The sequence below is a fragment of the Heliobacterium chlorum genome, from assembly GCF_014502795.1.
Classification (GTDB): domain Bacteria; phylum Bacillota; class Desulfitobacteriia; order Heliobacteriales; family Heliobacteriaceae; genus Heliobacterium; species Heliobacterium chlorum.
The window spans coordinates 21523-45641 of sequence record NZ_JACVHF010000002.1 but is presented as its reverse complement, the minus strand read 5'-3'; the positions used below and the strand labels follow the sequence as shown (position 1 = coordinate 45641).

Here is a 24119-nt window from a genome sequence, read left to right as displayed (position 1 = left end):
TTACCTGCCTTATTTGATGTCCCACGTTATGTTGTGAGAAGAACCGCAAGTTCCGCAAATCCATTTGTCATTCTTGATGACACCCTGTTTTTCGGCGTTACACTTTTGGCACTTGCCCATTGTTTTTTGTCCATCTAAGACCTTTCCGGGATTGTTCTTGATATAACGAAACATGTCATCTAGGTTTTTGAAATCCGGCATTTCCTTCCCTCCCCTCTGTATCCATTATCTACCTTGGAGAGGGGTTTTTCATTTAAATTTTCTCGTCAAATTACGACAAAATCATTTTGGACCCAGCCGCCGGAATCGAACCGACCAGGCGCTTGTGCGACATGCCTGCCGTGCCAACGGAGCCGGGAAAAAGACTGCGCTCATCTGATTAGAGAGCGCAGTGCGATGGGAGAGAAAGGAGGCAGTGGATGGCTGGGTACCCGGCTGCCGGAATTGAACCGGCGAAAGGCCTGTGGCCGGGGAAATAGAAAACCCCGCCATAACTGACGGGGTTCAAAAAGCCTATATACTAAGTGCTTTATTAATTACTGCCGCAAAAACCCTTCCACTTTGAAGAAAACTACTGCCAGGGATTAGTTCCACGTCATCTCTAAGGGTTACTTCGGGGTTTCGCAGTATAAATTCAACTTCTAGTTTTTTAAAGTTTTTTTGAGTGTACTCCGTTAATCTTGCAATATCAGCTAATTCATAATTGCCAGAGCTAAACTTAGCTTTCATCTCCCGTATAAACGGATCTTTAGTCTGAGTCATGTTTCCGGAAAAGTACCCGGCGTTAGTTCTTGCCCATTTTCCTTCGTCATCTTTTAGAGTGACATCATTTTGGAGTACGTTTTTGGGGATTTCCAATAGAATTTGGGCTTGTTCTGGCGTAAGACTCTTATTGAACCTTCTAATCTTTACAATAAGAGAAGATATGATTCCAAGGTTATACTGTCCTCTTTCAAACTGCTCACTAACCAAGTTGAATTCTCTCAACATGTTAAGTTCCATCTCTTATTACCCCACCTTCGTAATTATATGGGTAAATTCGATGAAATTTCTTGTTTCCCTTCCATTAATCCAACTAAATGGAAAAGAAAAAGAAGTCTCTCCGAGCAATATTTAGCCGAGATAGACTTCTTTTTAATTGCGTTATGGTTAGCTAGCAGCATGTGTTCAGACGCACCTTGTCGCTCACGCTGATTATATCATTGTCATAGGGAAGATGCAAAAAATGTCCAGAATGTCCACCCGCGTATCAGCTTACCCCTTGAAGCTCTCGACCATGGAGCGCCTTAGCCATCTTAGCAATAGCTGATCGTCGAATCTCATAAAATCGGCTTCGTGACACCCCAATGTGCTGAGCGATTGCGTTGGGTTTGAGTCCATCCATGATACACTCAATGACGGTTCGCTCTTTATCGTCGGCGAGTACTGCCAGGGCATCGCTGATGCTATGTAACCTTCCCTCAAGTTGCTGCAGTCGCTTTTCCTGTCGCTGTCGGCGCTGGACTTCATAGTACACCGGATCCGACTTCTTATTTTTCGCCTTCGGCATGTCGCTGTCGGCATTCATCTGACGAGTGACGCCTTCCCCCGCTCCCTGGAGATACTCACGCAGGCGAATCATTTCGTCGACCATGAAGTTATGATCCTTGATGTCCTCTTCTGTACGCTGGAGGATGTCGATCAATGGGTCAAGGAGCTGAGTCGGATCTTTTTGCCACTCCGGACAGTCGTTAATATACGAGACGGCGGATTCTTTTATCTTGCAATATAGACTTCCGCCCCAATTCGTTCCTGGGCAAGTGGGGCAGATTTCGTTCCGGCAGCGGTCATTGTTCAAGTCCTTACGCCTCCTTTTTGGGATTCACCTTCAAGCATACGGCATTGCCTTCCATCCACAAGATTGCCGTTCCCGGTTCATCGACCAACAGACTGCAGGCCTTCAAGATGTTGGCCTGCAGCTCTTCGCTGATCTTCATGCCTTTGGTAGAAATGAAGACGTTGTCGAAGGTCATTGCGCTTTCTCGGCGATTAATTAAACTCACTGAATAAACCTTCCCTTATCGACAAAAACTCTATGTGAATAAATCTGGGGAGGAATAATAAATGCTGGCTAAGATTCTTGGACTTTTGTTTGATGGTGCAAAGTTTGTATGCAATATTGCGAAAGAAGAGTTATGGTTAGCGGCTAAAAGAACAGTAGGTCGTGTTTGGCAGGCTTTAAAGGCTAAATTAGATTCTTTTGTTTATGCGTCGGCTTAAATTCTCCTACTTTTGTACGAGGCCATTCCCAGATGCTGGTCTCGTAAATACATAAGTGACATAATCTACTGACCCGCCGGCACATAGTTGCTGCCGTCATGGCAGCCGTTGCACGGTTGTTCGGTGCCGGAGTTGAATTCGCTGTCGCAGCCGTCGCAGTGGGCCATTACAGTTCACCTCCAGTATCCGGCATATAGTCCTTCACGCCGCCTTCCACGACAGCGGTAATAATCTCACCGCTGCCGACAGCACCACACTTCCAGAGTTCACTCAGCTTGCCAATGCTGATTTGGCCCAGCAGGTACATGCCTAGTTGTTCCAGTGGATTCAGTTTATCTGGGTCGAAGTCGATTTTGTCGAGCTCGTCATCGATGCGATCCAGCTCGTCGGAGTGCATGTGATGGTCCACGACTACCCCTTCTTTCTCTTCACCGGCGCCACTGGCTCCGGCAGCGTCTCGATGCAAATTTCAACCCTAGGATCCCCGTAAAACTTCCGTACCGTCAGCTCAACAACCTGAGTGTCATCGAGCCAAATCACCTGGGTTAGTGCATCCATGACTCCCTTAACCACGTTATCAACGTCCGGCTTCGTCGTGGGCCAGTATTCGCCTCGCTCAGCGGCTTCGCGCTTGTACACTGGGAGAGACTTCGGCATGGCTTTGTAAATATCAACCTGTACTTTCAGTGGACAGGTCAGCAAGTGCTGTGGTCGATGCTCCTGGGCCACCAGGCGCACGTAGGTTTTGTAATTGGCGGACTTTTCGGGGTCGAACATTTTGACGTGGCCGCCGAGAGTTGTGGCGCGAGGCCGGCCTTGAGCGACGGCCTCGCCGTAGACAGTGAAATGAATAACCATCTGCCTCTCCCTTATAATAATGTTACATAGGTATTCCTTTCTTGCTATTGACACAGGAAATCCTTTCTGCTATCATACGTTATAGAGAAAGGTTTTCCTTTCTACTAATTTTTTTGGAGGAAGCAACATGTCGCTCGATCGTTTTTTTGGTTGGTATCCGAAGTACAAAAAATTCAAAGACAATCCCACTGTTAAGAAAATTTATGAGTTCCTATCAGAACCGGAATCTATCGACAAAATGATCAGTGCTTGTGAAAACGGTAAACCCGCATTATCGGGGATCGTTCAAAAACTTGAAGAACAGTTTGCTAACGATCCTTATTTAACACTTAGCAATAACACCGTAAAACAACTCATCGGTTCGTTAATCAAAGAAGTTTTGTATGATTTTGGTTACATCGTGAATATCCAACGGGTGGTTTCTAACTCACAAGTCTTTTCCTCAGCAACCCATTACTGCAAAGATGACGAAAAAGTAAAAAAAATCCTTGTCCGTAAACTCGTAATTGAAGATGTGTCACCCTTAGCACCGACAGAAGAGACTCTTTTAGAAGAAGAAGATGCCATAACTGAATAGGCAACTCTGTCAGGGCAGTTTTCGAACTGCCTTTTTATTTTATGTGCAACCTTTTTGTCTTTCTCTCATTCTTTGCTCTAGCTTGATTATCACCTTGCCGGCTGCTTCGCTGAGCTTCACGTCACACAGTTCGGCGATTCTTGCCGTCAGAAACAGAACATCGCCGATTTCGTCGATCACTTCGTCGGTTGTTCCTGGTTTCTCATCGGGATGGCCTATGCGGTGACAACCGAATCGTCGAACCGCTCTGGCCAGTTCACCGACTTCTTCGCAGAGCCGTGCCGTTAGCTGATCGCCAAGGATTTTTCCCGGCTTATCGTTGAGGAAGATTTGGGCAGCCAGTTCCTTTGCCTCAAACTGAAACAAGCCTAAGTTGTCTATTCCTCCGTTTATCAAAATGGCTATGCTCCTTTCTCGGTGCTAGGTTCCGACTCCGATACCTTAAGTTCATCAAACTTCGGATCCCACACGATGATCGGCATGTTCACCCGCTTGGCCGCCTCGACCTCAACACAGCAGCCTTCGGATTTCTCCCAATCGCCGAACACCCACAGTTCATCCAATCCCAGCAGGATATCGATGCACCACAGTAATGCCCGTTTGCGCTGCTCTGGCTGAGTGTCATCCAAAAAGCTGAACATATGCACAAACGACACGGGGACCACGTCCGGATGTTGCTCGTAAACCCATCGGCAGATGGCGTCAATCTTGGCCATATTCCCGGGGATGTCGCCCTTCAGTGGGTGACTGATACCTACCCTTCGCCGCTTAATCCCGAGCGCCGCTTGATAGGGACAGCGACCATCGGGCGGGTTTTCCATTCCTGGGGGTATGGGGACCATGCAGCGAAGCATGGATATTCGGGACTCACACTTCTCGACCGCTTCGCCCCTTTGCATGCAGGACCGGCAAGCCTCGATGGCTTGAACTGAGATGTTGAATAAATCTTCCGTGGGGACTATGGTTTCGGCGGCTTCTTCCAGCAGGCGCTTCTTATCTCTCCTGGCTTCACTGTCGGCGACGAAAAGGATTTCATGCTTCGATGTTTTATACAGCAGCTTGTCGCGTTGGACTTGATCCATGCGGACCGTCATCTCTTGCAGGCCTACCATGGTCATTTCCATGGCGTCGAGCATCATTTGCTCTATCTCTGGGTCGTACTGTCGCCACCAGCAGGCGGTTCGGGCGAGTTCGTCCATGGCGGCCGTCGTGCGGAAGAATTGCGCCATCGATGCTTGGTTGAGGTATTTAGGCCGCTTGCCCTGGGTGATGTCGCCCATTTGGTCGATGGAGCTTCTTGATTGTTCGATCTTCTCGATGCAGTACCGATCGATTTCCCGGGCCTCTGTGACAGTAAGGCCCGGGCGGTTGTCGAGAGTGGTAGTACTCATCGGTTATCCATCTCGCTGATCAGCACTTCCACTGGTACGGTGATGGTCATTGTGATTTTTCCTTCCCGGACCGCTTTGCGAGAGAATTCATCCTGCATGAAGGCGATAGCTTCTTGGTAGTTATTGAATTCAACTGCTTTGTCGTGGTTGCGACGGATGGTGACGGGCCATGAATAGGGAATAATCGAAACTTGATCGTCCGTGTCGCTGTGATTGACTGACAGGTCAGTCATTTCAACCGTGGAGTCTTCCTTATTTTCGGCAACGTCGCAAGAAATTTCGTTGGTACAAGCATCTTCGGCATGGTAGGCAATATCTTTACACCCATCTGTATCTATCGACGCTTCTTGGGGCAAAATAGACGGGGTTCCTTCGTTCACTGCCGCGACTACCTCTTCCGCTGGAGTCGCGGCTTCTTGTGTTTCCAGAGTGGGCTGGACTTGTCCGTTTGCAGTTTCTTTTTCGGCTAACCACTTTTCGTGTTTCGCCTTCAGGTCATTGATGCCGCTGTCGATGCCCATCGACGTCATCTTGGCGTTCACGTTAGCCGGATTGGAATCGATTGCTCTCGCCACCTTCGTGGCCAGTGCCCATTTCGTCATGCCTTTTTCATAGTGCTTAAAAAGATCGTCCAGTGTAAGGACCTTCACCTTTGCCATTTCTTTGTCTCTCCCTTTCTCTTCCTTGTCTTTCTCCTTGGTCGGATACCCTCCCCACAGGGAATTCGTTTTTTTGCCCTTCTGTCCGTTCATCAGGTACCCAGGCGGCCCATATTTCTTGTGCAGCTCCGCCGGATCCACGAAGTACGTTGTCACCTTGTTTGCTTCGCCGGGCAATTCGCTTTCGTCGCCATGGTTGCCGTCAGCTAGTGACGGAAAGACGAGTTTTTCGCTAACGCCCATACATCGTCCACGCTTCACCGGTTTCACCCCTCTCTTAATTTGACCTTACCATAGTTTGAAAAACTCATACACTAGGCTCAATGATGGCTTGAAATAGGCTAAACTTTGGAAATTCTCAACTTCCGATAATGAATCCTTACTGAAAGTTGACCACGTTTACAGCCTCGTCAGCAGCGCCCCAATCTTCTTCACGCTATCCTCGCCGATCTGCTCACTCATCGTTTTGCGGAATTCATCTTCCGACTTCCAGCAGTCCTCCGCGATTGTTGGCACCAGTTTCCTTCGCCCCGCCCACTTACTGTCGACCGGCCACTGACCGATCTTTGTTCCCATCGCTCTTATCGCATAAAGCTTATAAGCGAGTTCATGGCCGTGCTTCACGAGAGCTTCGAACCTTAGATGTGACCAGAGCTGCCGGTCGCTCCAATCTCTCGGGTCGTGGTGGACGGCCGGAAGCGGATAGCCGACGACGGAGCCATCAGGCAAGGTGTAGAAATCGATTTTGCTGTACTTATCCTGTGAGGCCAGCCACTCCGGGAGAGCGATCTTGATGCCTCGCTCGTCGGGCTCTTTATCGAGGTAGGCGTAGATGTAAACCGGTGTGCCGTGGAGGTCGGTTTGGATGACTTCGCCCTTGACGATGAGTCGGCGGAGGAAGTCGGGACCGGTGAGATTTGTCGGTTGAATATTAGTAATTTGGTTATTCATGTTGGAATTGTGGAATTCGGGCTGAATCGGAGGCTGTGGCGGGATGGGCGGCTTCGCTGGGCCATCAGCGAAAAACAATCCGCCGTCCGCTTCCCCTTTTGTGTTTTTCCGCTTTACATCTCCGAAGATTGCCATACTGCAAGCCCTCCGTTTCTGATCCCCGACTGATCCCGCTGATCCCACGCTGATCCCGGAATTTTTCGTTCTGGGATCAGGCTGAAACCCGCACCCTGCTTGGGTTAGAAGGCTCTCTGATCCCATGATCCCGGAATTTTTGAAAATGCAGCTATATATTTTTAAATTTATTTTTTTAGTGATCTGTCGATCTTGAAGAAAAAAATTTTGTCATTAAATATATATATTTTTCTGGGATCAATGGGATCATGGGATCAATAGATAAAAAGACCTGTTATACACGCTGTTCGTATGATCCCAGAACTTTCGACCTCCGGGATCACCGGGATCAATTCTGGGATCAGCAAACTAAAAAACCGGAACCTCATCATTATCTGACGGATTTTCGCTCACCGATTGACCTAAATCCCCGCTCTTTGATGGCGATTCCCCTTCATCCCCACTCTTCGCCGGCAGAAGACAGACAAACCGACTCTCCGATCGCCTGGCAGTCGGCCATGGCGGTGACTTCAGCACCTGGTACCGAGTTCGCATCCCATCGCCCTCTTTTTCCTGAACCGAAGCAATAAGACCTCGGCATGCCATTTCCCGCACCGTGCCCTGATGATAACCACCATCTTTGAGCCATTCGTTGAACACCTTGGGAATAAGAAACACAGCGCCATCCTCAATGAACCCGGCCCTGTCACCCACATGAGGAACCGATGCCTCCGGCCCACCGTACAAATCACCCTGTTTAGTGACTACGGCAAACCGGTTGGCATACTGAGAGACGCACCCCCACAGGTAGTCAGCACAGCGAGTCACTTCATCGCGGTCAGCCTTGGTTGGAATCGCTTGAAATATGGACTCGGCAGCATCGATGGCCCGGTTAAAAGCGGCTTCTTCCCCCATGCCGAAAATCCACATGCCAGCCAGTGCTCCGGCAAAACAGACCACCGCGACCATTTCCACGGAAGCTTTCGTATGTGATTTGGCTCCCTTCGCTGAAGCAACATGGTTGTAAATCTTTTTATAGGCATCCTGCACTCCCGTAATCCCGTTCTCGGCGATGAGCTCAACGAGCCGACGAACAAAAGCAGGTCCGGCGGTCCCATGAAACCGAGGTGCCAGTGCATATACAGATTTTGCGAGCGAATCGTCCGGCAGAGGCTGAGCATTGATCTCGAGCACCCGATTCACCGCTCCGCCTTTCGTGCGGTCTGAAGAAAGCGGCCCCTCACCGGTAGTCACAAGAACTGTCTTCCAAGAGCGATTTTCTCGAGATGAACCATCTACACGACCACGTCCCCGGCCCTGTTCTTCCGCGAAGCGATAGACAAGCCCCTGAAAACTATCTTCACTTCCACGCCAATTCCCGCTACTATCCGCCGTCTCCCGCTCGTTCATCAGGATCGGCACGTGCTGATACAGTGCGGCCCGGGCCTCGAGTGCAGTTCCAGTTTTGCCCATACTAAAGTTTAACTTTGTCTTATCGGGATTCCCCCACACCGATGACATTACATATCCGGCTGCGGTCTTCCCTGAGCCGGATCCGGCCCAAATGTGTACCGCAAAGCTCCTTGTGGAGAGCACCGATAACAATGGACCGGAAAAGCCCACCATACCCACAAACCAAGCAATATCCGTGCAGTTGAACATGGGTAGAAACGCTTTAACCCATTGTTCCAAACTCCCCCGCTCCGTCAGCTTTTCGTGCTCATCGAGGTCAATAAAGACATCCTCTTGAGACTCCCCGGGCAGGAATTCTACAAAGTCATCACCGGTCCACCCGTACCTAGATACAGAGGTCACCACAGGCAAATCACTGAGATTGTCGGCCATGAGCTGGTGTAAAAATCGCACCAGCCTTTTTGCATTCTCAGAGGTAACGGGAAGTTCACAATCCGCCAGAGATACAATGTTCTTCGCCTGAAACACCACGGTCATCGGACGGGTGATATGCCTCCAGCGACCGTCCATCAACCACGCAAGCTCAATTTTTGCCACCTCTGAAGGCGAAGCTGGCTTCAATCGTTTGGTCAGCACAATCGGCACCGGAAGAATCTGTGTCGCGTTTCCATGGGCATCGATGGCGTATAAGCCATGCTCATACAACGCCCAGCCCTCTGGAATATGTAAGTCAATCGGACACTTGGGCAAAAGCGACGTTCGTCGAACTGGTACCGATTGAACCGTCTTTTCTCCCTCTGCCGGCTTCTCTACCGCCTTGACCTGAGCGCGAAGCTCTTTCACCCCGACCCCCATCAGCTTGGAAAGTCGCTTCTCGGTCCGGGCCCGGTCGAAGTCATTCAGCTTGAGAAAGACAGGCAGCACTCGATCTTTGAAAAACGGTCCCTTCTCCCCATCCGGGATGTTCCGAAGCGACTCAAGGAAAAGCTCTATCTCTTGCTCTGGCGCCAAGCGCACAGGGCGAGGACTGTCACAGTCATCAATCGTGGGTCGATCTTCTGGGTTCATGTTTTGGTACTCTGACCAAAGGTCATCGCTCAACGGCCCCACCACCTTTGCGCGGCCGTCATCGCCGCAAGGCGTTCCGGCCCGTAGTGCATTTGGTCTAACATCGGAACGACATCACCAATCAGGTTGACTGCCGCCTCAAACTGCCTAATCGCTTCTGGATCATCATGGTTACGTTGATAATTGAAAAATGCTCCATAGCACGCCCTCTCGACGGCTGCTAGCAGCAAAAACTCATGAGTAAACGTCGCCTCCAGTCGCTCCCGCTGCTCCAACCTTCGCCGGTTCTCCTCGAGCTTTTCCCGTGCCTGCCGCTCGGCTTCCGGATCGCGCTTGCCCTGACTAACACCCAGTTCCCGAGCCAGCTCTTTCACCGCCTGCCGGGTATCGCATCCCCAAAACCGAGCCATCATGTCGACCTGATCCCCGCTGGCATGGCAGCCGAAGCAGAAAAAGCGATGCTGTTCTTCGTAGATGATGAGGGAAGGCGTGTTATCCCCAGCATGAAAAGGGCAGTTCGCCACCAGGCGGCCCCGTTGCGTCTGCGTATGTAGTCCGATTCTGTCAATAGCGTCACGAATGGTAAATTTGTACTTTATCTGTTCGATAATATTTATAGTGCATCCGCTCCTTTGCCTACCTGGCGGCTAGGGTGGAATGGCGCCCCGATCAAATGACCGGGACGCCTTGACTGTTTGGGCAGATAAACTTACTTCGTCGGTTGGCCGGCAAGGATTAAGAAGTCGTTGAGACCTTCCTTGAGTCGCGCCACTTCTGCAGCACGAGCCTCTTCCAGGTACCGGGGCAGTTTCGGGCAGCTCAGTACAATTTCCGGAGTACCACCATCGGGCCACTCGATGGCCAGTTCGATTTCCATCTTGGCGACGAAGGGCGATTCGTTGAACACGGGAATGAATGCTTCAATGACCGTAGGAAGCTTGGCCGTTACCACCACATCGTTAACGTGATATTCAAAGCGAATGGTTTTTCCGGATTCATTGATGTCATGACCGCCTTTAACTTCTTTGGCAAACTGCATTTTACTTGCGTTGGCAATCAGCGCTTCGACACCGGCTACTTGATCGGCAGGGCGGCGTTTCAAGAAATCCACAAACTCTTTCTGGTTGAAGCCCTGACGCTGATGGCGTTGGAAAACGTCTTCCCACTCTTTGAACAGCACCGATTTTTTGAAGCCATAGGCCAAGGTATCTTTCTGACGGTCCTTCACCCGGTCATCCAGGACAGCGTTGAATCCGTTCTCGTGGTAGAAGATGACCGTTCCTTCGGTGCAACCCTTCGAGGTTACGGCGTTGATGAAACTTTCCGTGGACTCGAGGTTGTAATTAAAACCGTTATAGCGATAGGCAGGCGGTTCGTTGACCGTGACCAGACGAATTTCAGCAGCTTCCCCAGTGTTGATTTGAACCTTTACGTTTTCGTTATCCATAATTAAATCGTTTCTCCTCTCAGTGGCTCAGTGGGACGATGCTTTCAATGGTCGCCCCACTGGCAGCGTTGTTATGTTTTATCGAAGCACGGATAATTGAGTGATCGGAGCCGGCTCAGGTACCGCTTCCGTTTGCAGTACACCATCGGAACCCAGCGTGCAGACATGGCCACGTTTTTGCGGCGGGAAGGTCGTCTTCAATTCGTAGTTGAGATAAAACTGAGACTGCGTACCTTTGACCCGTTCCACATTGATCGTGATGGCAATCTTCCCTTTGGAGACTTTCTCCGGATCTACAGCGGCAAGGGCTTCCATCAGCTTGACTTGTTCATGTTGAAAGTCTTTTTCCAGTGCACCTTGGAAAGCGTTGGCCAGCATCAACGGCTGGTCCTGCGGCGTATCCCAACTCGGGTTAGCCATGAAACAACACTCCTTTTCCCTGTTTGTTATGTTGGCAATAAGGCAAACCGGATGATTTTACACCGGACTCACCCCCTTCAAAGCGGCGATAGTCGAGGATTATTCCCCTTTGCACTCCTCCTGGCAGCCAATGCAGCTTTTTATCAGCTCATCGGTATCCAATCGCGCCGGACAACCCACTCCAAACTGTTTCCGTGCCGCCAGCATCCCATCTTCAAACCCCTGCTGATAATCCTTCCGCCGGATATACTCCATCACCGCAATGAGCAGAGGACCGACTAGAACGGCTCCCGCGATAAACGTCCAGACAAAAGCCCACGCTTCATTTGCCACCAGCGACACCTACTTTCCGGCTCCAGCCGCCTTGCGCTCCCGTTTCGCTTCGACCGCATTAGCTGCCATCGATGATACGCACTCTTCACAGACAATTTTTCCGCGAAAATTCTGCACGTTTTTCGCGTTCCCGCAGAACACACAAGCCGGTTCGTACTTCTGAAGGATGATTTGATGCTCGTTGACGTAAATCTCTAGCGGATCCTTTTCCTCAATCCCCATAGTCCGGCGCAGCTCAATCGGAATCACAACCCGGCCCAGCTCGTCCACCTTACGCACAATCCCTGTCGATTTCATAGAAACCATCTCTCCCTTTCCCATTCTTTGTATTTTTCTCGCGCACTCAGCGCATGATAGAGACTGAATACCCCTGCCCATCACGCTGTGGGCAGTTTTTTTATTCGGCCTGCTTGACCTTCAATTGCTCAGAAGCCATTTTTAAGCCGATAAGGTAAGCAATGATTCTCCAAGGCATCTCATCACCAGCTCTGAAAAACCACTCATGGTAACAATCATCCAATTCGGAAAGTATGCTGTGATTCCAGGCAAGCGCATCCCAATGGGAACGGTGAGAACATCTTCTAGCATCTTCAAACAACTGTTGCATGTCGTCATGGTCGTATTCCTTGCCAGCTTGCTTGATGTCGTTTAGCCACTCACGAAGCCTTTTCACCGCTTTGTTTTCGTTAAAATCTCGCCTGTCGTCGCTGAATGCCACCATCTTGCCTTCAAAGTAAGAAAGGCTATAGGTTGCCTGAGTATGAACGTCAGCATGTTCCGTGAACCAAAACACCGCACTTCCTAGATCACCGGATACATACATCATGTTTCGGTCAAAGACATACCGCACATAGTAAGAACTAGTCCCCAGCCTTCTCCATTCAAGCACTTTCAGATCGCCGTGCTCCGTCAGTGTAGCCTGATGGTCCCTAAACCATCTCTCGCGAATTTCTTTTTCAGTTTCGGTCACTGCCAGTCGCCTCCAATCAGCAGGTACACAGCACTACATCTTTCCCCGTCTCCCGGTCATGCTTCACCCCGACATAACCCGGGCATCGCGGTACATGGGTCCCACTCACCGCAGACCGGTAGTAACAAATTGCGTGTTCATTGTTGTGCTTCGAGGCCCGACCAATCGGGCAGTCCTCCACATGGACCACAATCCGCTCAAACTGGTTGCCATCAATGTGAGCCGTGATGGCCGGAATTTGTTGTTCACTCATGAGATATTCCTCCAATCAAATAATCCCAAGTTCTTTGTACACCCTTCTCCTGGCCCAAAACTGGTTCGCCAGCGTCCCAATCTCCGTATCCACGAAGTCATACACCACTGGCTGCCCTTTCCCGGGAAAGGTCCGCTGAATCCGTCCTACGGTTTGCTCGACCATAATTTCATCTCTTCCCCCAGAGACGAAGAACAACTGATCCAGCCGTGGGACATCGAGGCCTTCCTTCCCAAGGTTGACGGCAAATAACATATCGAGTTCACCCTGGTCCATGGCCGCGATAATCGCTTCACGAACCTTGTCCGGCATGGGCCACTCTTTCGTGTTGCCATGAACCACTGCTGCTCTGAGGTCTGGACACATTTCCCTCAGCAGTTGCACCATCCGGTACCCATGCTCAATCCTCGACGTAAGAACCAGTGAACTGTGACCAAAACCGAGAGTCCCAAGAATCCGAGCGATGAAGACGTTGCGCTCCTCATTCCCCAGCACGTCACTGATGAGCGCATTGTGATCAATGACTGGCTTTCTGGGCTTCGGCAGTGGCGATAATCCCTGTAACACTCGCTCTGCATTCGGTATCTCCTGGGCTTTGCAAGCCTCTTCCCACCGCTTGAGCTTCTCCTGCTGATGGTCCCAGACCACGGAACGAAACCGTAGCTCAATCTTTTCCAGTCGAGCTTTCATCACGCCGCCAGCCGCTTCGACAACGGAACGGGGAATCTTGTGGAGCGTAGGGCCAATAACTCGCTCTGTGATGACCTCTAATCCATCACCACGCTTGAAAGTAGCCGTAACCCCATACCTGCGCTTCGTGTCTAATTGATTTAGAACAGTTTGCCAAGTTTGACAAGAAGTGTGATGAACCTCATCGACAATGACCTGCCCAAACTTGCCTTTTAACCTGGAAAGGTCCATCCTGACCATCTTCTGAAAAATGCCGATAGTGAGCCTTGGACCAATTCGCTCTTTACCCATTCCGATGATACCGATCTCTTCCCGTGGGATGGATAACTTCGCAGGTCGAGTTGAGGTACCGCAAGCCCGGTCAATGATTTGCTTGGCCAAGTCTTTGTTATGGGTTAAACAGAGAGTCGGCAGCTTGCTTTCTGCAATAATCTGCAAAAACATTTCTGTTTTCCCTGCACCAGCACAGGCTTGCAATATGCCCTGGGTAGCCTCCAGCATCGCCTTAACCGCTGGAGCTTGATAGTCTCGTAGCTGAATCAGCGAACCGAATTCCACTGGCTCTGGAGAAGCCCGCAGGTCTACAATTTGATAGCCAATCCCGTTTCTGTGCAATAACCTGAGCAGTTCGGTCATGTACCCCCTGGGTAACCACAGCGTTCCGCTTCCTCGCGGATCGACCTGCCACAGCGTCAACTTGGCCGGAATACCTCTTAGCGATCTGCCGTACTTCTCCGCTTCTCGATATTCTGGGTTATCCAAAACCATAGCTTCCCGGATGGATTTTATTACCTGGGGATATCGTTGCTGGAATCCCACAGGTAAGGGAAAGTGAATCTTGTTCGATACCGTCAGAACTACGTTCACCGAATCACCTTCAAATGCCCCGGCCTCACCCGCTGCATCAACCGCCGCATCCCATCGGGCCGATAATCCGGCGGCATCGATGTGGCGAACCGCAGCGCCCGGGAAAACCCGCCCATGAGAATCTCAATTCGCTGATACACCACGGCCAGTTGCTCATCCGTCAGGGGCTGCCCAATCTCTTTAGTGTCGCGGTCAATCTTGCCGATCGTCACCGCTAGCGTTTGGATGGCATCCGGGCTCAAATTCGCATGGTCCACGTTGGTCATCTCCTTTCGCTGTGGGCTCGTCGTGCCAAGGGTAAACGCCCTGCAAGGCAAGGTTCGCGGTGTCGATCGCGTCAACCCAAGTAAAGTCGTCTTCCCTGTAGGCATCCGCGATAAACTGAAGCACGCCTTTCAGTTCTGAGACCTGTTCCTCCAGTTCCACAATCCGAAGGTCGGATTTTCGAAGGTCGCATTCTCCATGATGCGCTTCCGCATCCCCGCAAATTGGGCACTGGCAGTTCTCTCTCCGGTCGTTGAGCACCTTTTCAAATATCAGATTCATCCTGTCTGAATGCTCATCACTACTTGTCGCAGGAGCCCACTTTCTGTACATTTCTCGCGCTGTTTCGGTGATCGCGACGGCTATTTCCAACTGCCCAAAAGCAACGTGTTCGGCAACGTCTTTCATCGTGCCAACAAGGTTAGAGATTACTTTTTCAGCCACGGTTGCGTAATTCTTGAGCTCTTCAACCTCGTTCTCGGCATTGATAGCTCGGTTGATGGCGTGAGTCCCGACTTCCAGCAACTTCGGCGAAATATTGCAGTTCCTATCATCGGTCAACCACGCCAAATCCGCTTCCAAATGCCGCCGATTCTCTTGATCACTCACCCGTTCTCCCCCTTTCCGCCTAAACAAAAACGGGCACCGCTAGCCTACACACAAGAGTGAAGCTCGCAGTGCCCGTACACACCCGGGTCACGAAGGTGACGGACCTTACCTGTTAGGAAAGATCCCCTTCTTATTTACCTTTCCGCTTCGAGAACTGAGGGCGGCGCTTGTTGCTCATCCGGCATCACCTGCCCATTCCCACAGGCCAAGTTTCCCCTTTGCCGGAACTGGTTTATCGAGAGGCCTTACATCCTCCAGCACCCATGCGTATCTCCCTGGGGAGTAATCACCGAAAGCTCGTTCCTTGGTAGTTAGGCCACTTATATCTTCAACAGGTATCACGTCAACAAGATTACATATAGCAATAATCGAACCTAACGGCATTTCATAGAAATACAATCCATACTGTGTTTTGCTTTCGCGCATCAATCGGTGAACTATTAGCGTCTGCTTGAATCCAGGAAGTCCACAAGTGGCTTTTTCATGTTTTCCGAACTTAGCACTCGCGTGTATCGCCAGCGGTCCCCGGTACTTCGTCGCCCAGCTTCGCGTCTCAATCTTCTTGGCACCGATGGCGATGAGTGAGGCCCACGGCTGTAAGAGAGATAATGCTTTCACTCGTCATCACCTTCTATCGCTTCCTGTAGCGTGACCTTGGCGAATGGAGCAAGCGTGTACTCATTCAAAACTTTATTTGCTGCATCTTCTATCCGGATTAACCGTTCCAGCGCATGCCTGGCGATGTCGCAAAGGCTACCGGGATACTTATCGGCATCCCGCCGAAACATCCGATTTTCTACGAATCGTAAGTCTTTATGTAGGTCACGCTTCGGCATTACAGCATCGACCTTCCCGTTCCATCTCTTCCCGAATCATTGTCGCCAGCCGTGGCATGAGTTTTTCTGCGAATGACCTCATGCTCCGTGGATATGTTCTTTTGGCCATTTCAAATGCATCGCACAAGCTAGTGTTGTGATACCACAAAGGGAAATTGCCTTCTTCTGATAGGTCGTACTCGTCGAGCAGTTCCCATTCTGTTCTTGCTTCGTCTTTCGATAAACTCCTATCTCTACGATGCTGAAGGATGGTTTCACGGACATGCTTTTTGGTTTCTTGACCATCGTAAACTTCGCCATGGGGAGCCACTTTTTCAAGCAAATAATCGGGTGAACTGCTCACATCTATTACAAATTTCCGAAAATCGTCTTTTCCGTGATGAGTCCACTTAAACACGTAATTTCCGTAATCAGTGACCGCGGCAAACATACCCGTCGAGTCAAGGAGGAAGATTCCCCATCCCTGCCCCTTTTCTGGAGGCACCGAGTACCTCCAGAACTTCGTTTCATCGGACATTCCTCATCACCTCACCGTCGGATCCGCCCGACGAATCCGCTGCACCAGCAGCACTTCTGCCAGCGCCTCAAACACCGACCGAGCTGACACCCCGTCCTCATTTTTCTGACGCTTCGGCTTCCGTTGCTTCGCTCGTTTGGCTTCTGGGTCCATCGCATAGCCCATCTCCGTGGCATGAGAGATAATTGTAAGCTTGTGAGGGATGGGGCCGTCATAACCAACGAGCATCGTCACGCAATCCGGCCCCATCGTTCGGTAATACTGCCGAATGTTCGGCTCAAAGACGTTTTTCCAGTCGTACTTTGGAGTGAAGGTCACCTACGCCACCACCCGAACACGAGCCCCCGTTTCATCGCGGTAAACTTCGACCTTCTGAGGGAATCGTTCTCTAAACAGGGGATCATGGGATATTGCCATCACTTTCAATCCGGGGCGTGATTCAAATTCCATCGTCACAGCTTCGATGTAGGCGTCTACCCCTTCCGCATCGAGGAAAGGAGGCTCATCGATACCTAAGAAATTCGACTGAATGGCTCCCCTGGAAGATACCAGTCCCGACAATCCAAACACCATACTTAAGGCAGCGCGAACCTTTTCGCCACCAGAGTAATCCTTGTATGGCCGCTCTGAGCCCCAATCGCTGACGAATACTTCAATTGCAGGAACTTCCTTGCCGTTCTTCTGCTCCCGGTCCGGCTTGACGGCGATGGTCATTCGACCGCCCGTCATGCGGATTAAGCGATCGTTCGCCCGGGCGTTGAGTTCAGGAATGGCCGCTCGAATGATTCGGTGAGGGATGCCTGTCGCACTGAAGGCCTCTTTCAACCGTTCAAGCCGAGTGAGCTTCTGGGCCAGTGGGGAGAGTTCGATTTGCTTTTCACTCAAAGAGACTTCTTTCTGCTGCAGTGTGGTGATTTGAGACTGGAGGCCGCCAATAATGCCAAGCAAGCGCCGTTCGTTATTCCGAAGAGTGTCGTTCAGCAGTTTTCGAAGCATATCCACTCTGTCCTTGGCAATAAAGGAATTCTTAGAAGCTGATTTAAGCTGATCGATTTCTGTCTGCAAGGATTCCTTCTGATTGAGCTTTTCAAACTGTTCGATATCAATCCGCTGCATTGATTCCTCAGCGTTCTTCACCGTTTCCCGAAGCGCCGGGATAGAATCTTTCAGCTTCGCCCAGCCTTCCAAGTTCGGAATCTTCCGTTCCAACTCGGCCAGGGGAGCCGTTTCTTTCTTCAGCAATTGGATGACTTGCTTCGCCTCTTGGCATTGTTTTGTCAGCACATCCGCCTGAGCCTGAAGCTCTTCATGACGAGCCTTGAGGGTAGTTAATAATTCCTCTTTCCCGGAAAACTGAGCCAGCAGTTCTGCTTTTGGTCGAAGCTCATTGATCTTTTGCTTCAACTCCCGGTGTCGCTGAGCATCATAACCGAGAGCGTCCCGTTCGGCTTCCATGTCAAGGTATTTTTGCTCCAACGTCTTAACAGCTTCTTCATCCAGCATGGAAAGCTTCTGCTGTGCTTCGGCAAGCTCAGCCTTAGCCTTGTGAGAATCGGCAAGGTAACCACACTTTGCATTTTCCGGGTCAATGCAACCTGAGTTTTCCAGCAAGGCCACTCGGCGTTCACAGTTATTTATAGTCTGCTGAAGGCTGCTCTTTTCGCTGGACAGTTTTACGTGAGCCCGTCCCCATTCAATATTTGCCTGATGTACTTTGAAATTTAGATCGGCCCACTTCTGCTCCAGGTCATCCATGCCGTTCATTGAATTGACGGCTTCCCTGTACTCTTTCGTCGCATTTTCAAGCTCATTTTTGGAGGCAAGCTCTTTCTCCGTTTTTTGAATCTGGCCAGCGACTTGCGTGATGTTCCGATCCACGGTGATAAGGTCGGTCGTCAACCGAGAAAATTCTCGTTCCTTTTCCTGCAGGACAGGTATTTTAGCCTTCAGCTCAATGACTTGCGCTTTGACCTTTTCCAACTCCGAACACTTGGCTAGGATAGCCGGCTCATGGGATAGCTTGTCCTCGGCCTCTTTCTTCCGCTGCTCCTGCTCCTGTCGTTCGGCTAGCTTCTTCCGAATCTCCGCATCGATGGCAGTCATCTGACGCTGCAGTTCTTCGGACCGCTCCGCCTGAGCCTGCAGCTTCCGAAGCTCATCTTCCGCTGCCTGCAGATCCGCCTCCGCCTGAGCAATCTGCCCATTCACCTGCTCTAAATCCTGGTTGGCCTTAACCAACTCTTCCAGCAGTCCAGGCAGTCGTTCCACTTCTTTCTTGAGCTGCTCCACATGGGCCTTAACCACCAGCAACTCGTCAGAAGTTTCTTTGCGTTTCTTATCGGCCAATTCCCGGAGGTCATCATATATACCAAGGCCCAAGATGGCCGCCAGCACTGCCATGCGTTCCGATTTATCTGCCTCAAGGAATCGTGCGTAGTCATCCTGCATGACCATGCACACACACCGGAAAGTGTCCGCATCCATACCCAGGACATCGACGATTTTCTTCTGCACCACGGAAGCACTGAGTCCCTTGGATGCTGTCTCCCACTTACCCTCCACCATTTGGTCCAGCGTAAGCGAAAGCTTTCCATTGCCTTTGATGGACCTTGCTCTGGTCACCCGCCAGATTGTTTCGCCCATCCGAAAGACGGTCTGAATCATGCCTTCATCCTTGCCGGTCGTAATCCAGCCACCAGTGACACCTGATCTAGACGCAGACTTTCCGGTAGGCTCAAACAATCCGTCTACGATGGAATCCATGAAGAAGGAGCTTTTCCCTTTGCCGTTCAACCCGCAGATGGCCGCGAAACTGACGTTTCGGAAGTCAAAGGTTTCATTGGCGTAGGCTCGATAGTTTCGGACCGTTTGCTCTATGAGTTCAAACGTCCCGCCAATCTTTCCGGTAGGTCTCCGAGCTTCCACCGTGGCCACCATCGGCACTGCCAGCTCGACGAGGGCTTCCGTTTCTTCTTCAGGAATCTCTGAGTAACTGCACCATCCACGGAGGTTTTGAATCGGGTCAGCGTTTTCATTGAGGGAATCTTTAGCCTGCTCCTGGATGATTTGTTTTGGCGTGACTTCGGAGATGTAAAAGGCGCCGTTATCATACAGGTAACGCATAAGGTTGTTTCGATTGAGGAGTTTTTCGTTTTCCTCGGTGCATTCATAGTGGACTCGGACGATGCAATCCGTAATATCAGGGAACCAGGGATCCTGGTCGTCGAACCAACTGTATGTTTCACCATTTATAAAGTTTTGAATGTCGCTGTCGTCCATTTCCATAGTGACGTATCGCCGATAGGGCGTGATTACAAAGTGAGGATCTTTTATGTCTGCTGTATCATGCACTAGGAAGCCTTTTTTCTGGGCCTCTTCGTTAAAGGTGACCCCGTTCAAAGAGCCGGAGAAAAACACTGGAACCGTACCGCCGGACCACTTAACTTGATGCTTGCGATGCCAATGCCCCAGGCAAACCAGGTCAAATCCTAATTCCTGAAGCACTCCTGGATGGAGCAACACATCGCTTTGTGACGTCGCTTCCGTACCGCTGTCCAATCGTCCGCCATCGATACCGTAATGAGCTACAAGGATAGTCGGACCATCTGATGGACGCACTTGCATCTTTAGTTCACGAAGCATACCCGATAGCATCACGCTACAGACTTCATTTTCTTCTTCCGGCCGCATCCCCGGACTCAGTGCCCGAAACATGGCTTTGTCATACCCCGGCATACAGGCCACTTGAACCGGACCAAATCGAATCACTTCCGGCGCCATTACGATCCACACGTTCCGGATCTGCATTTCCTTCAGCAGCTTGAATGATGCATCACTGTCATGGTCCTTTGTGCCCTGCACTACAACCGTAGGACAAACCTTCCCCATCTCTCTGAGTGCATTGGCCACCAGAAGGACTTCCTTGACGAGCTGATCTCCCCACAATTTTGATTTGTGGAAAACGTCACCGGCGACCACTTTCAGCGCCGGCTGAAACCGCCTTACCTCGTCCACCATGTAGTCGAGGCACTTGACCGTATCCAGCAGCCGTGCGTTTTCTCCATGCACTGTGGGCCCTTTGAGTTCGCCGATGTGCCAGTCGGCAGAGTGAGCGATTTTCATAGCTTTTCACCTATTGTTTTGGATTCAACATAATCGACCAACTGCTGAACCGTTTTCATTTTTTCTGCATCTTCGTCTGGAATCTCTATGTCAAATGTTTCTTCAATGCTCATGGTAATTTCGACTAAATCCAGAGAATCTAGGCCGTTAGCATCAAACTGATAGTCTGGAGTGATGTTTTCCTCTTTGACTGTTTCGTCTGCCTGTTTAGCAACTTCAGCAACGATGTCTCTGATTTTTTCGAAGGTAGTGCGATTATCTCTTGCGACTTCGAGATAATTCAAAGGATATACATGCCTATGCTCATTCCTTGCTTCCTCTGGGCAAATCGCCAATATCAACCGCATCTTTGCCACCGCTTCATTCGGCGTGTCGGCAATCACCAGTTCCTTGTCCTGGGTGTGATCGTCACCGATACGCAAACTGTAAATGTAGTTCGCTCTCCCGCACACCCACTTGCCGTTATTAAGGGCTGTCAGGAATAATCCGATCGTGATATGTTCCGGCAAACCTTCGCCCCATGGACGGCCTTTCAGCATTCTGGGAAGCAGGGCAGAGTTGGTGGAGAATTTGGGCAGCGCTCTTTCATACTGTTCGCCTAGGGCGTATCTTCTTGGAAGATGCCCATGTTTGATACCAAATGAATCCTTGTTGGCTTCGTAGTGGTTCCTATCTACCAAACCATGAATAGTCATTCTTTCCAATGGGACAAGGGCTTCCGCTGAACATATCTCCCAACCTTCCACCCTGTCGGCATAAAGAGCGTCGAAAGTTCTATCGACCGGCAGGGCTAGAATCTCATCCCGAGTCATGTTCAAGTTGAATGTCCTGAAATACCCTTTTGTTTCCTGCAAGATGGATTCCACGCTATCCGTTAGCGGTCTGCTCATTACCCACGCACCCCATTTCCTTCATCACAACTTTTATGGCCAAACTCGCCATCTGCCCCTTATCGACGCGCTCTTTCACGCGCTTAACAATTTCCACTTCACGGTCACTATAGGTCCGGTACCCAATTCCATTTCGCTCTGGCTTGAGGAAGTCGTACCGGGACTCCCACGCCCTGATCGTGTTGCGATTCACGCCGGTCATCTGCTCGACGGCTTTGATGTTGTACATGGCTCATCAAACACTGTCTATTAGGTTTTTGGCGTTGTCGGCAATCATCATAGACATGTTAGCAACATCGGTGGCTTCATTGATAAGATAAGGCTTATTAAGACCGCGATGCTCGGCAGCTCCCCAGCTCTTATAAACACTTTGCCCGACCATTGCCCGAACACCAGTCATCATGGCATTGATGGCAACCTTCTTTTCCGGAGTTACGCAAAGCAGCCCAATAACTTCCGAGACTTCTTCGAGCAACTTATCCACAAGGAAATCCGGTTGACACCCTTCCCATCCACCCTTGTAGTCATTGCGTTTTAGAACAATCTCCATCCTGTCAGCAAACCACTCTACGGATGGTCGAAGCACTTTCTTTTCTTGTTCAGCAGCAATACTCATAAGGCTCACTTCCCCTCCAAAAACAAATCCACGTTCACCAAGCTTCGTATCTCCTGCGCTGGCGGCAAGCTCGAAAGAATCTGCCACCCGTACCCCTTCGCTCTTACGCGAGGGTCAAGGATGGCCACGATTCCCCTGTCTGACCGAGTCCGAATCAACCGGCCAAAACCCTGCTTCATTTTGATGATGCACTCCGGCAAGCTATACTCGTTGAAGGACCGTCCACCCCGGCGCTCAATCGCCTTGACCTTGGCCTCGACCACGGGTTCATCCGGAACGCCAAACGGAAGCTTGACTAAGATGACGCAGGATAGTGCCGAGCCTTCCACAGACACACCTTCCCAAAACGACGAGGTTGCGAACAGAATCGAGTGCTCATCTTCCCGAAACATATCCAGCAATCGTTGCTTTGAAACCTCGCCCTGCTTAAAAATCCTGTACGGTAGCCGCTTATCTGGCGGTCGGCTTGTGATCACGTTGAAGGCTTCATTCATGCCCTTGTAGCTGGTGAATAGTACAAATGCCCTTCCCTGTGTCACTTGCAGAATCTTCTCGATTTCCGGCACCACTAAAGTGTGAAAGTCTCTCGACAACGCATCCGGCAAGCCACTCGGCAGATACATCAAGCACTGCCTTTTGTAGTCAAAGGGACTCTGTACTTGTAGTTCAATCGCTTTCTGGCACCCAACCGATTTCTTAAAGTAATCAAACGAACCGGCCGTGGAAATTGTGGCTGAAGTCATAATCACTGACCGGATTTCCTCATTAGAAAAAAGAAGTTGTTCCAACTTTTCGGACACATCCACTGGAGTAAGATGAATGGTGACTTTTTTCCGTTGATGCTTATCATGGGTAACCTCAACCCAAGAAACATCATCTAACGAGTCATTGTAAATAATGGATTCACTTTCTATTATTGCGTTGGTTAGCCTTTGAAAAAGTCCGTCAACGCGATCCGTCCACCCTTGTGGGTCAAACATTTTCCCTACTTTATCGACGGCTTTTCGTAAGTCTTCAAGGCTGTCCATCATTTTGGCCAACGGCTCTCCATCAGCGGTTTTCGGGATATAAAACTTATCTATCTTTCCATTTCCAGCCATACTCACCGTGAAAAAGAATGCCTCGTTCGCCATACTGGCCTCGCGAATAGATGACGGATCCGATCCTGGGCACTTCTTCAACTGTGATAAGATTTGAGGAATCCGGTATTGCGACACCTGCAAGCCCTGTATCTTGACAGCCACAGGCTCTAAGTTGTGCGCCTCATCCAGCACCACTACGTCAAAGTCCGGTAGGATAGAGTGCTCTCCCATGGTTTCTTCCCGAAGCTTTAGGTCTAGGATAAAGAGCGTGTGATTCGTCACCACAACGTCGGCAGACTCCAGCCGCTCCTTCGCCTTCAGCCGGAAGCATCGGTTTGCATTTCTGCACTTCTTTTTGCCCACACAGTTGTCGTCACAGTTGACTTCCATCCACACTGGCAGCGCTTCCACTGGCAGTTCAGTCTTGTCACCGGTGCATGTGTTCTGGGCCCACTGAAACACATTCCCAAGTGGATTGTCCTCATCAAACAGTCCTAACTCTTGCACCTGTTCCTGCAACCGGGTCCAGCACAGGTAGTTACCCTTGCCTTTCGCCAGTTCGGCATTTAATGAATAACCGAGAACCTTTTCTAAATCAGGGATGTCTTTCCCCAATATCTGCTCCTGCAAGGCAATGGTCCCGGTCGAAATCACAGCGCAGCTCTGTGGGTGTTCTTGTAGGTGCTGTGCTACTGGCACCAGGTAGGCCAGTGATTTGCCTGTCCCCGTTCCGGCCTCACTGATGACGTGGCTTTCTTCCTGAATGCCTCGCTCCACGGCCCGGGCCATCTTGATCTGTTCTTCGCGGATCTCAATGCCAGGAACAACGGAAGGGAGAGTTTCACGAAAGAATTGTTCGGCTTTCGATGGCTTTGGCGGCTCCATTACCGGAACTGCACTCATACCTACTTGT

32 protein-coding genes are annotated in these 24119 nt (G+C 50.4%); 2 read left to right on the top strand and 30 right to left on the bottom strand.

All coding sequences use genetic code 11. The features are described 5' to 3' along the window. Positions 1–9: 9 nt before the first annotated feature. The 4 genes from H1S01_RS03270 to H1S01_RS03255 all read right to left on the bottom strand — a co-directional run bounded on the left by H1S01_RS03270 (position 10) and on the right by H1S01_RS03255 (position 2042). A complete protein-coding gene (locus tag H1S01_RS03270; protein ID WP_188038690.1) occupies positions 10–201 on the bottom strand; it encodes a hypothetical protein in 192 nt (63 codons plus the stop codon). Positions 202–513: 312 nt separating this feature from the next. Beyond that, positions 514–1002, bottom strand: coding sequence for a hypothetical protein (locus H1S01_RS03265; protein WP_188038689.1), 489 nt, complete (start codon positions 1000–1002; stop codon positions 514–516). A gap of 247 nt (positions 1003–1249) precedes the next feature. After that, complete coding sequence (locus H1S01_RS03260; protein ID WP_188038688.1) at positions 1250–1837, bottom strand: sigma-70 family RNA polymerase sigma factor; 588 nt, start codon at positions 1835–1837, stop codon at positions 1250–1252. A gap of 4 nt (positions 1838–1841) precedes the next feature. Next, positions 1842–2042, bottom strand: coding sequence for a hypothetical protein (locus H1S01_RS03255; protein ID WP_188038687.1), 201 nt, complete (start codon positions 2040–2042; stop codon positions 1842–1844). Positions 2043–2103: 61 nt separating this feature from the next. On the opposite strand from H1S01_RS03255, the gene H1S01_RS03250 reads away from it, so the two are divergent. After that, positions 2104–2259 (top strand): hypothetical protein, encoded by a 156-nt coding sequence (locus H1S01_RS03250; protein ID WP_188038686.1) that lies wholly within the window; start codon positions 2104–2106, stop codon positions 2257–2259. Positions 2260–2425: 166 nt separating this feature from the next. On the opposite strand, the gene H1S01_RS03245 is transcribed toward H1S01_RS03250, so the two are convergent. Then, positions 2426–2668 carry a hypothetical protein gene (locus tag H1S01_RS03245; RefSeq protein ID WP_188038685.1) on the bottom strand — a complete coding sequence of 81 codons (243 nt, stop codon included), beginning with the start codon at positions 2666–2668 and terminating at the stop codon, positions 2426–2428. A 2-nt stretch (positions 2669–2670) separates the two neighbouring features. Beyond that, positions 2671–3117: a RusA family crossover junction endodeoxyribonuclease gene (locus H1S01_RS03240; protein ID WP_188038684.1), complete on the bottom strand. Its 447-nt coding sequence runs from the start codon at positions 3115–3117 to the stop codon at positions 2671–2673. Between the two features lie 127 nt (positions 3118–3244). On the opposite strand from H1S01_RS03240, the gene H1S01_RS03235 reads away from it, so the two are divergent. Next, positions 3245–3694, top strand: a complete 450-nt coding sequence (locus tag H1S01_RS03235) for a hypothetical protein (RefSeq protein WP_188038683.1) — start codon at positions 3245–3247, stop codon at positions 3692–3694. 39 nt (positions 3695–3733) lie between these two features. On the opposite strand, the gene H1S01_RS03230 is transcribed toward H1S01_RS03235, so the two are convergent. The 24 genes from H1S01_RS03230 to H1S01_RS03115 all read right to left on the bottom strand — a co-directional run bounded on the left by H1S01_RS03230 (position 3734) and on the right by H1S01_RS03115 (position 24109). Further along, complete coding sequence (locus H1S01_RS03230; protein ID WP_188038682.1) at positions 3734–4090, bottom strand: MazG nucleotide pyrophosphohydrolase domain-containing protein; 357 nt, start codon at positions 4088–4090, stop codon at positions 3734–3736. Between the two features lie 5 nt (positions 4091–4095). After that, positions 4096–5085, bottom strand: a complete 990-nt coding sequence (locus tag H1S01_RS03225) for a DUF7768 domain-containing protein (RefSeq protein ID WP_188038681.1) — start codon at positions 5083–5085, stop codon at positions 4096–4098. Next, entirely contained in the window at positions 5082–6005 is a 924-nt protein-coding gene (locus H1S01_RS03220; protein WP_188038680.1) for a hypothetical protein, read from the bottom strand. Before H1S01_RS03220 ends, H1S01_RS03225 begins: the two co-directional genes overlap by 4 nt. Before the next feature lie 138 nt (positions 6006–6143). After that, positions 6144–6830, bottom strand: coding sequence for a hypothetical protein (locus H1S01_RS03215; protein ID WP_188038679.1), 687 nt, complete (start codon positions 6828–6830; stop codon positions 6144–6146). Positions 6831–7178: 348 nt separating this feature from the next. After that, the gene (locus H1S01_RS03210; protein WP_188038678.1) at positions 7179–9323 is read right to left on the bottom strand and encodes a DUF927 domain-containing protein; all 2145 of its coding nucleotides are present in this window, start codon (positions 9321–9323) and stop codon (positions 7179–7181) included. After that, positions 9320–9898: a CHC2 zinc finger domain-containing protein gene (locus H1S01_RS03205; protein ID WP_341479033.1), complete on the bottom strand. Its 579-nt coding sequence runs from the start codon at positions 9896–9898 to the stop codon at positions 9320–9322. The genes H1S01_RS03210 and H1S01_RS03205 overlap by 4 nt, the downstream gene beginning before the upstream one ends. A 101-nt stretch (positions 9899–9999) precedes the next feature. Further along, a complete protein-coding gene (locus tag H1S01_RS03200) occupies positions 10000–10737 on the bottom strand; it encodes a hypothetical protein (protein WP_188038677.1) in 738 nt (245 codons plus the stop codon). A 78-nt stretch (positions 10738–10815) separates the two neighbouring features. After that, positions 10816–11157: a hypothetical protein gene (locus tag H1S01_RS03195; RefSeq protein WP_188038676.1), complete on the bottom strand. Its 342-nt coding sequence runs from the start codon at positions 11155–11157 to the stop codon at positions 10816–10818. Positions 11158–11256: 99 nt separating this feature from the next. Beyond that, the gene (locus H1S01_RS03190) at positions 11257–11490 is read right to left on the bottom strand and encodes a hypothetical protein (RefSeq protein WP_188038675.1); all 234 of its coding nucleotides are present in this window, start codon (positions 11488–11490) and stop codon (positions 11257–11259) included. A 9-nt stretch (positions 11491–11499) separates the two neighbouring features. Next, positions 11500–11787, bottom strand: a complete 288-nt coding sequence (locus H1S01_RS03185; RefSeq protein WP_188038674.1) for an AbrB/MazE/SpoVT family DNA-binding domain-containing protein — start codon at positions 11785–11787, stop codon at positions 11500–11502. Positions 11788–11887: 100 nt separating this feature from the next. Further along, positions 11888–12460 (bottom strand): hypothetical protein, encoded by a 573-nt coding sequence (locus H1S01_RS03180; protein ID WP_188038673.1) that lies wholly within the window; start codon positions 12458–12460, stop codon positions 11888–11890. 16 nt (positions 12461–12476) lie between these two features. After that, positions 12477–12713 (bottom strand): hypothetical protein, encoded by a 237-nt coding sequence (locus H1S01_RS03175; RefSeq protein ID WP_188038672.1) that lies wholly within the window; start codon positions 12711–12713, stop codon positions 12477–12479. Positions 12714–12728: 15 nt separating this feature from the next. Next, a complete protein-coding gene (locus H1S01_RS03170; RefSeq protein WP_188038671.1) occupies positions 12729–14270 on the bottom strand; it encodes a DEAD/DEAH box helicase family protein in 1542 nt (513 codons plus the stop codon). Further along, positions 14267–14413, bottom strand: a complete 147-nt coding sequence (locus H1S01_RS03165) for a hypothetical protein (protein WP_188038670.1) — start codon at positions 14411–14413, stop codon at positions 14267–14269. The genes H1S01_RS03170 and H1S01_RS03165 overlap by 4 nt, the downstream gene beginning before the upstream one ends. A 49-nt stretch (positions 14414–14462) precedes the next feature. Further along, complete coding sequence (locus tag H1S01_RS03160) at positions 14463–15170, bottom strand: hypothetical protein (RefSeq protein ID WP_188038669.1); 708 nt, start codon at positions 15168–15170, stop codon at positions 14463–14465. Positions 15171–15317: 147 nt separating this feature from the next. Then, positions 15318–15761, bottom strand: coding sequence for an ASCH domain-containing protein (locus tag H1S01_RS03155; protein ID WP_188038668.1), 444 nt, complete (start codon positions 15759–15761; stop codon positions 15318–15320). Further along, positions 15758–15979: a hypothetical protein gene (locus H1S01_RS03150; protein ID WP_188038667.1), complete on the bottom strand. Its 222-nt coding sequence runs from the start codon at positions 15977–15979 to the stop codon at positions 15758–15760. Before H1S01_RS03150 ends, H1S01_RS03155 begins: the two co-directional genes overlap by 4 nt. Further along, entirely contained in the window at positions 15966–16496 is a 531-nt protein-coding gene (locus H1S01_RS03145; RefSeq protein ID WP_188038666.1) for a phiTE_072 family protein, read from the bottom strand. The genes H1S01_RS03150 and H1S01_RS03145 overlap by 14 nt, the downstream gene beginning before the upstream one ends. Positions 16497–16502: 6 nt before the next feature. Then, complete coding sequence (locus H1S01_RS03140; protein ID WP_188038665.1) at positions 16503–16814, bottom strand: hypothetical protein; 312 nt, start codon at positions 16812–16814, stop codon at positions 16503–16505. Then, the gene (locus H1S01_RS03135; RefSeq protein ID WP_188038664.1) at positions 16815–20618 is read right to left on the bottom strand and encodes an AAA family ATPase; all 3804 of its coding nucleotides are present in this window, start codon (positions 20616–20618) and stop codon (positions 16815–16817) included. Then, positions 20615–21472 carry an acyl carrier protein gene (locus H1S01_RS22475; protein WP_423751913.1) on the bottom strand — a complete coding sequence of 286 codons (858 nt, stop codon included), beginning with the start codon at positions 21470–21472 and terminating at the stop codon, positions 20615–20617. The genes H1S01_RS03135 and H1S01_RS22475 overlap by 4 nt, the downstream gene beginning before the upstream one ends. Positions 21473–21485: 13 nt before the next feature. Continuing rightward, entirely contained in the window at positions 21486–21737 is a 252-nt protein-coding gene (locus H1S01_RS03125; RefSeq protein ID WP_279286940.1) for a MerR family transcriptional regulator, read from the bottom strand. Positions 21738–21743: 6 nt separating this feature from the next. After that, positions 21744–22124, bottom strand: a complete 381-nt coding sequence (locus H1S01_RS03120) for a hypothetical protein (protein WP_188038662.1) — start codon at positions 22122–22124, stop codon at positions 21744–21746. Positions 22125–22129: 5 nt separating this feature from the next. Then, a complete protein-coding gene (locus H1S01_RS03115; RefSeq protein ID WP_188038661.1) occupies positions 22130–24109 on the bottom strand; it encodes an ATP-dependent DNA helicase in 1980 nt (659 codons plus the stop codon). Positions 24110–24119 lie beyond the last annotated feature (10 nt).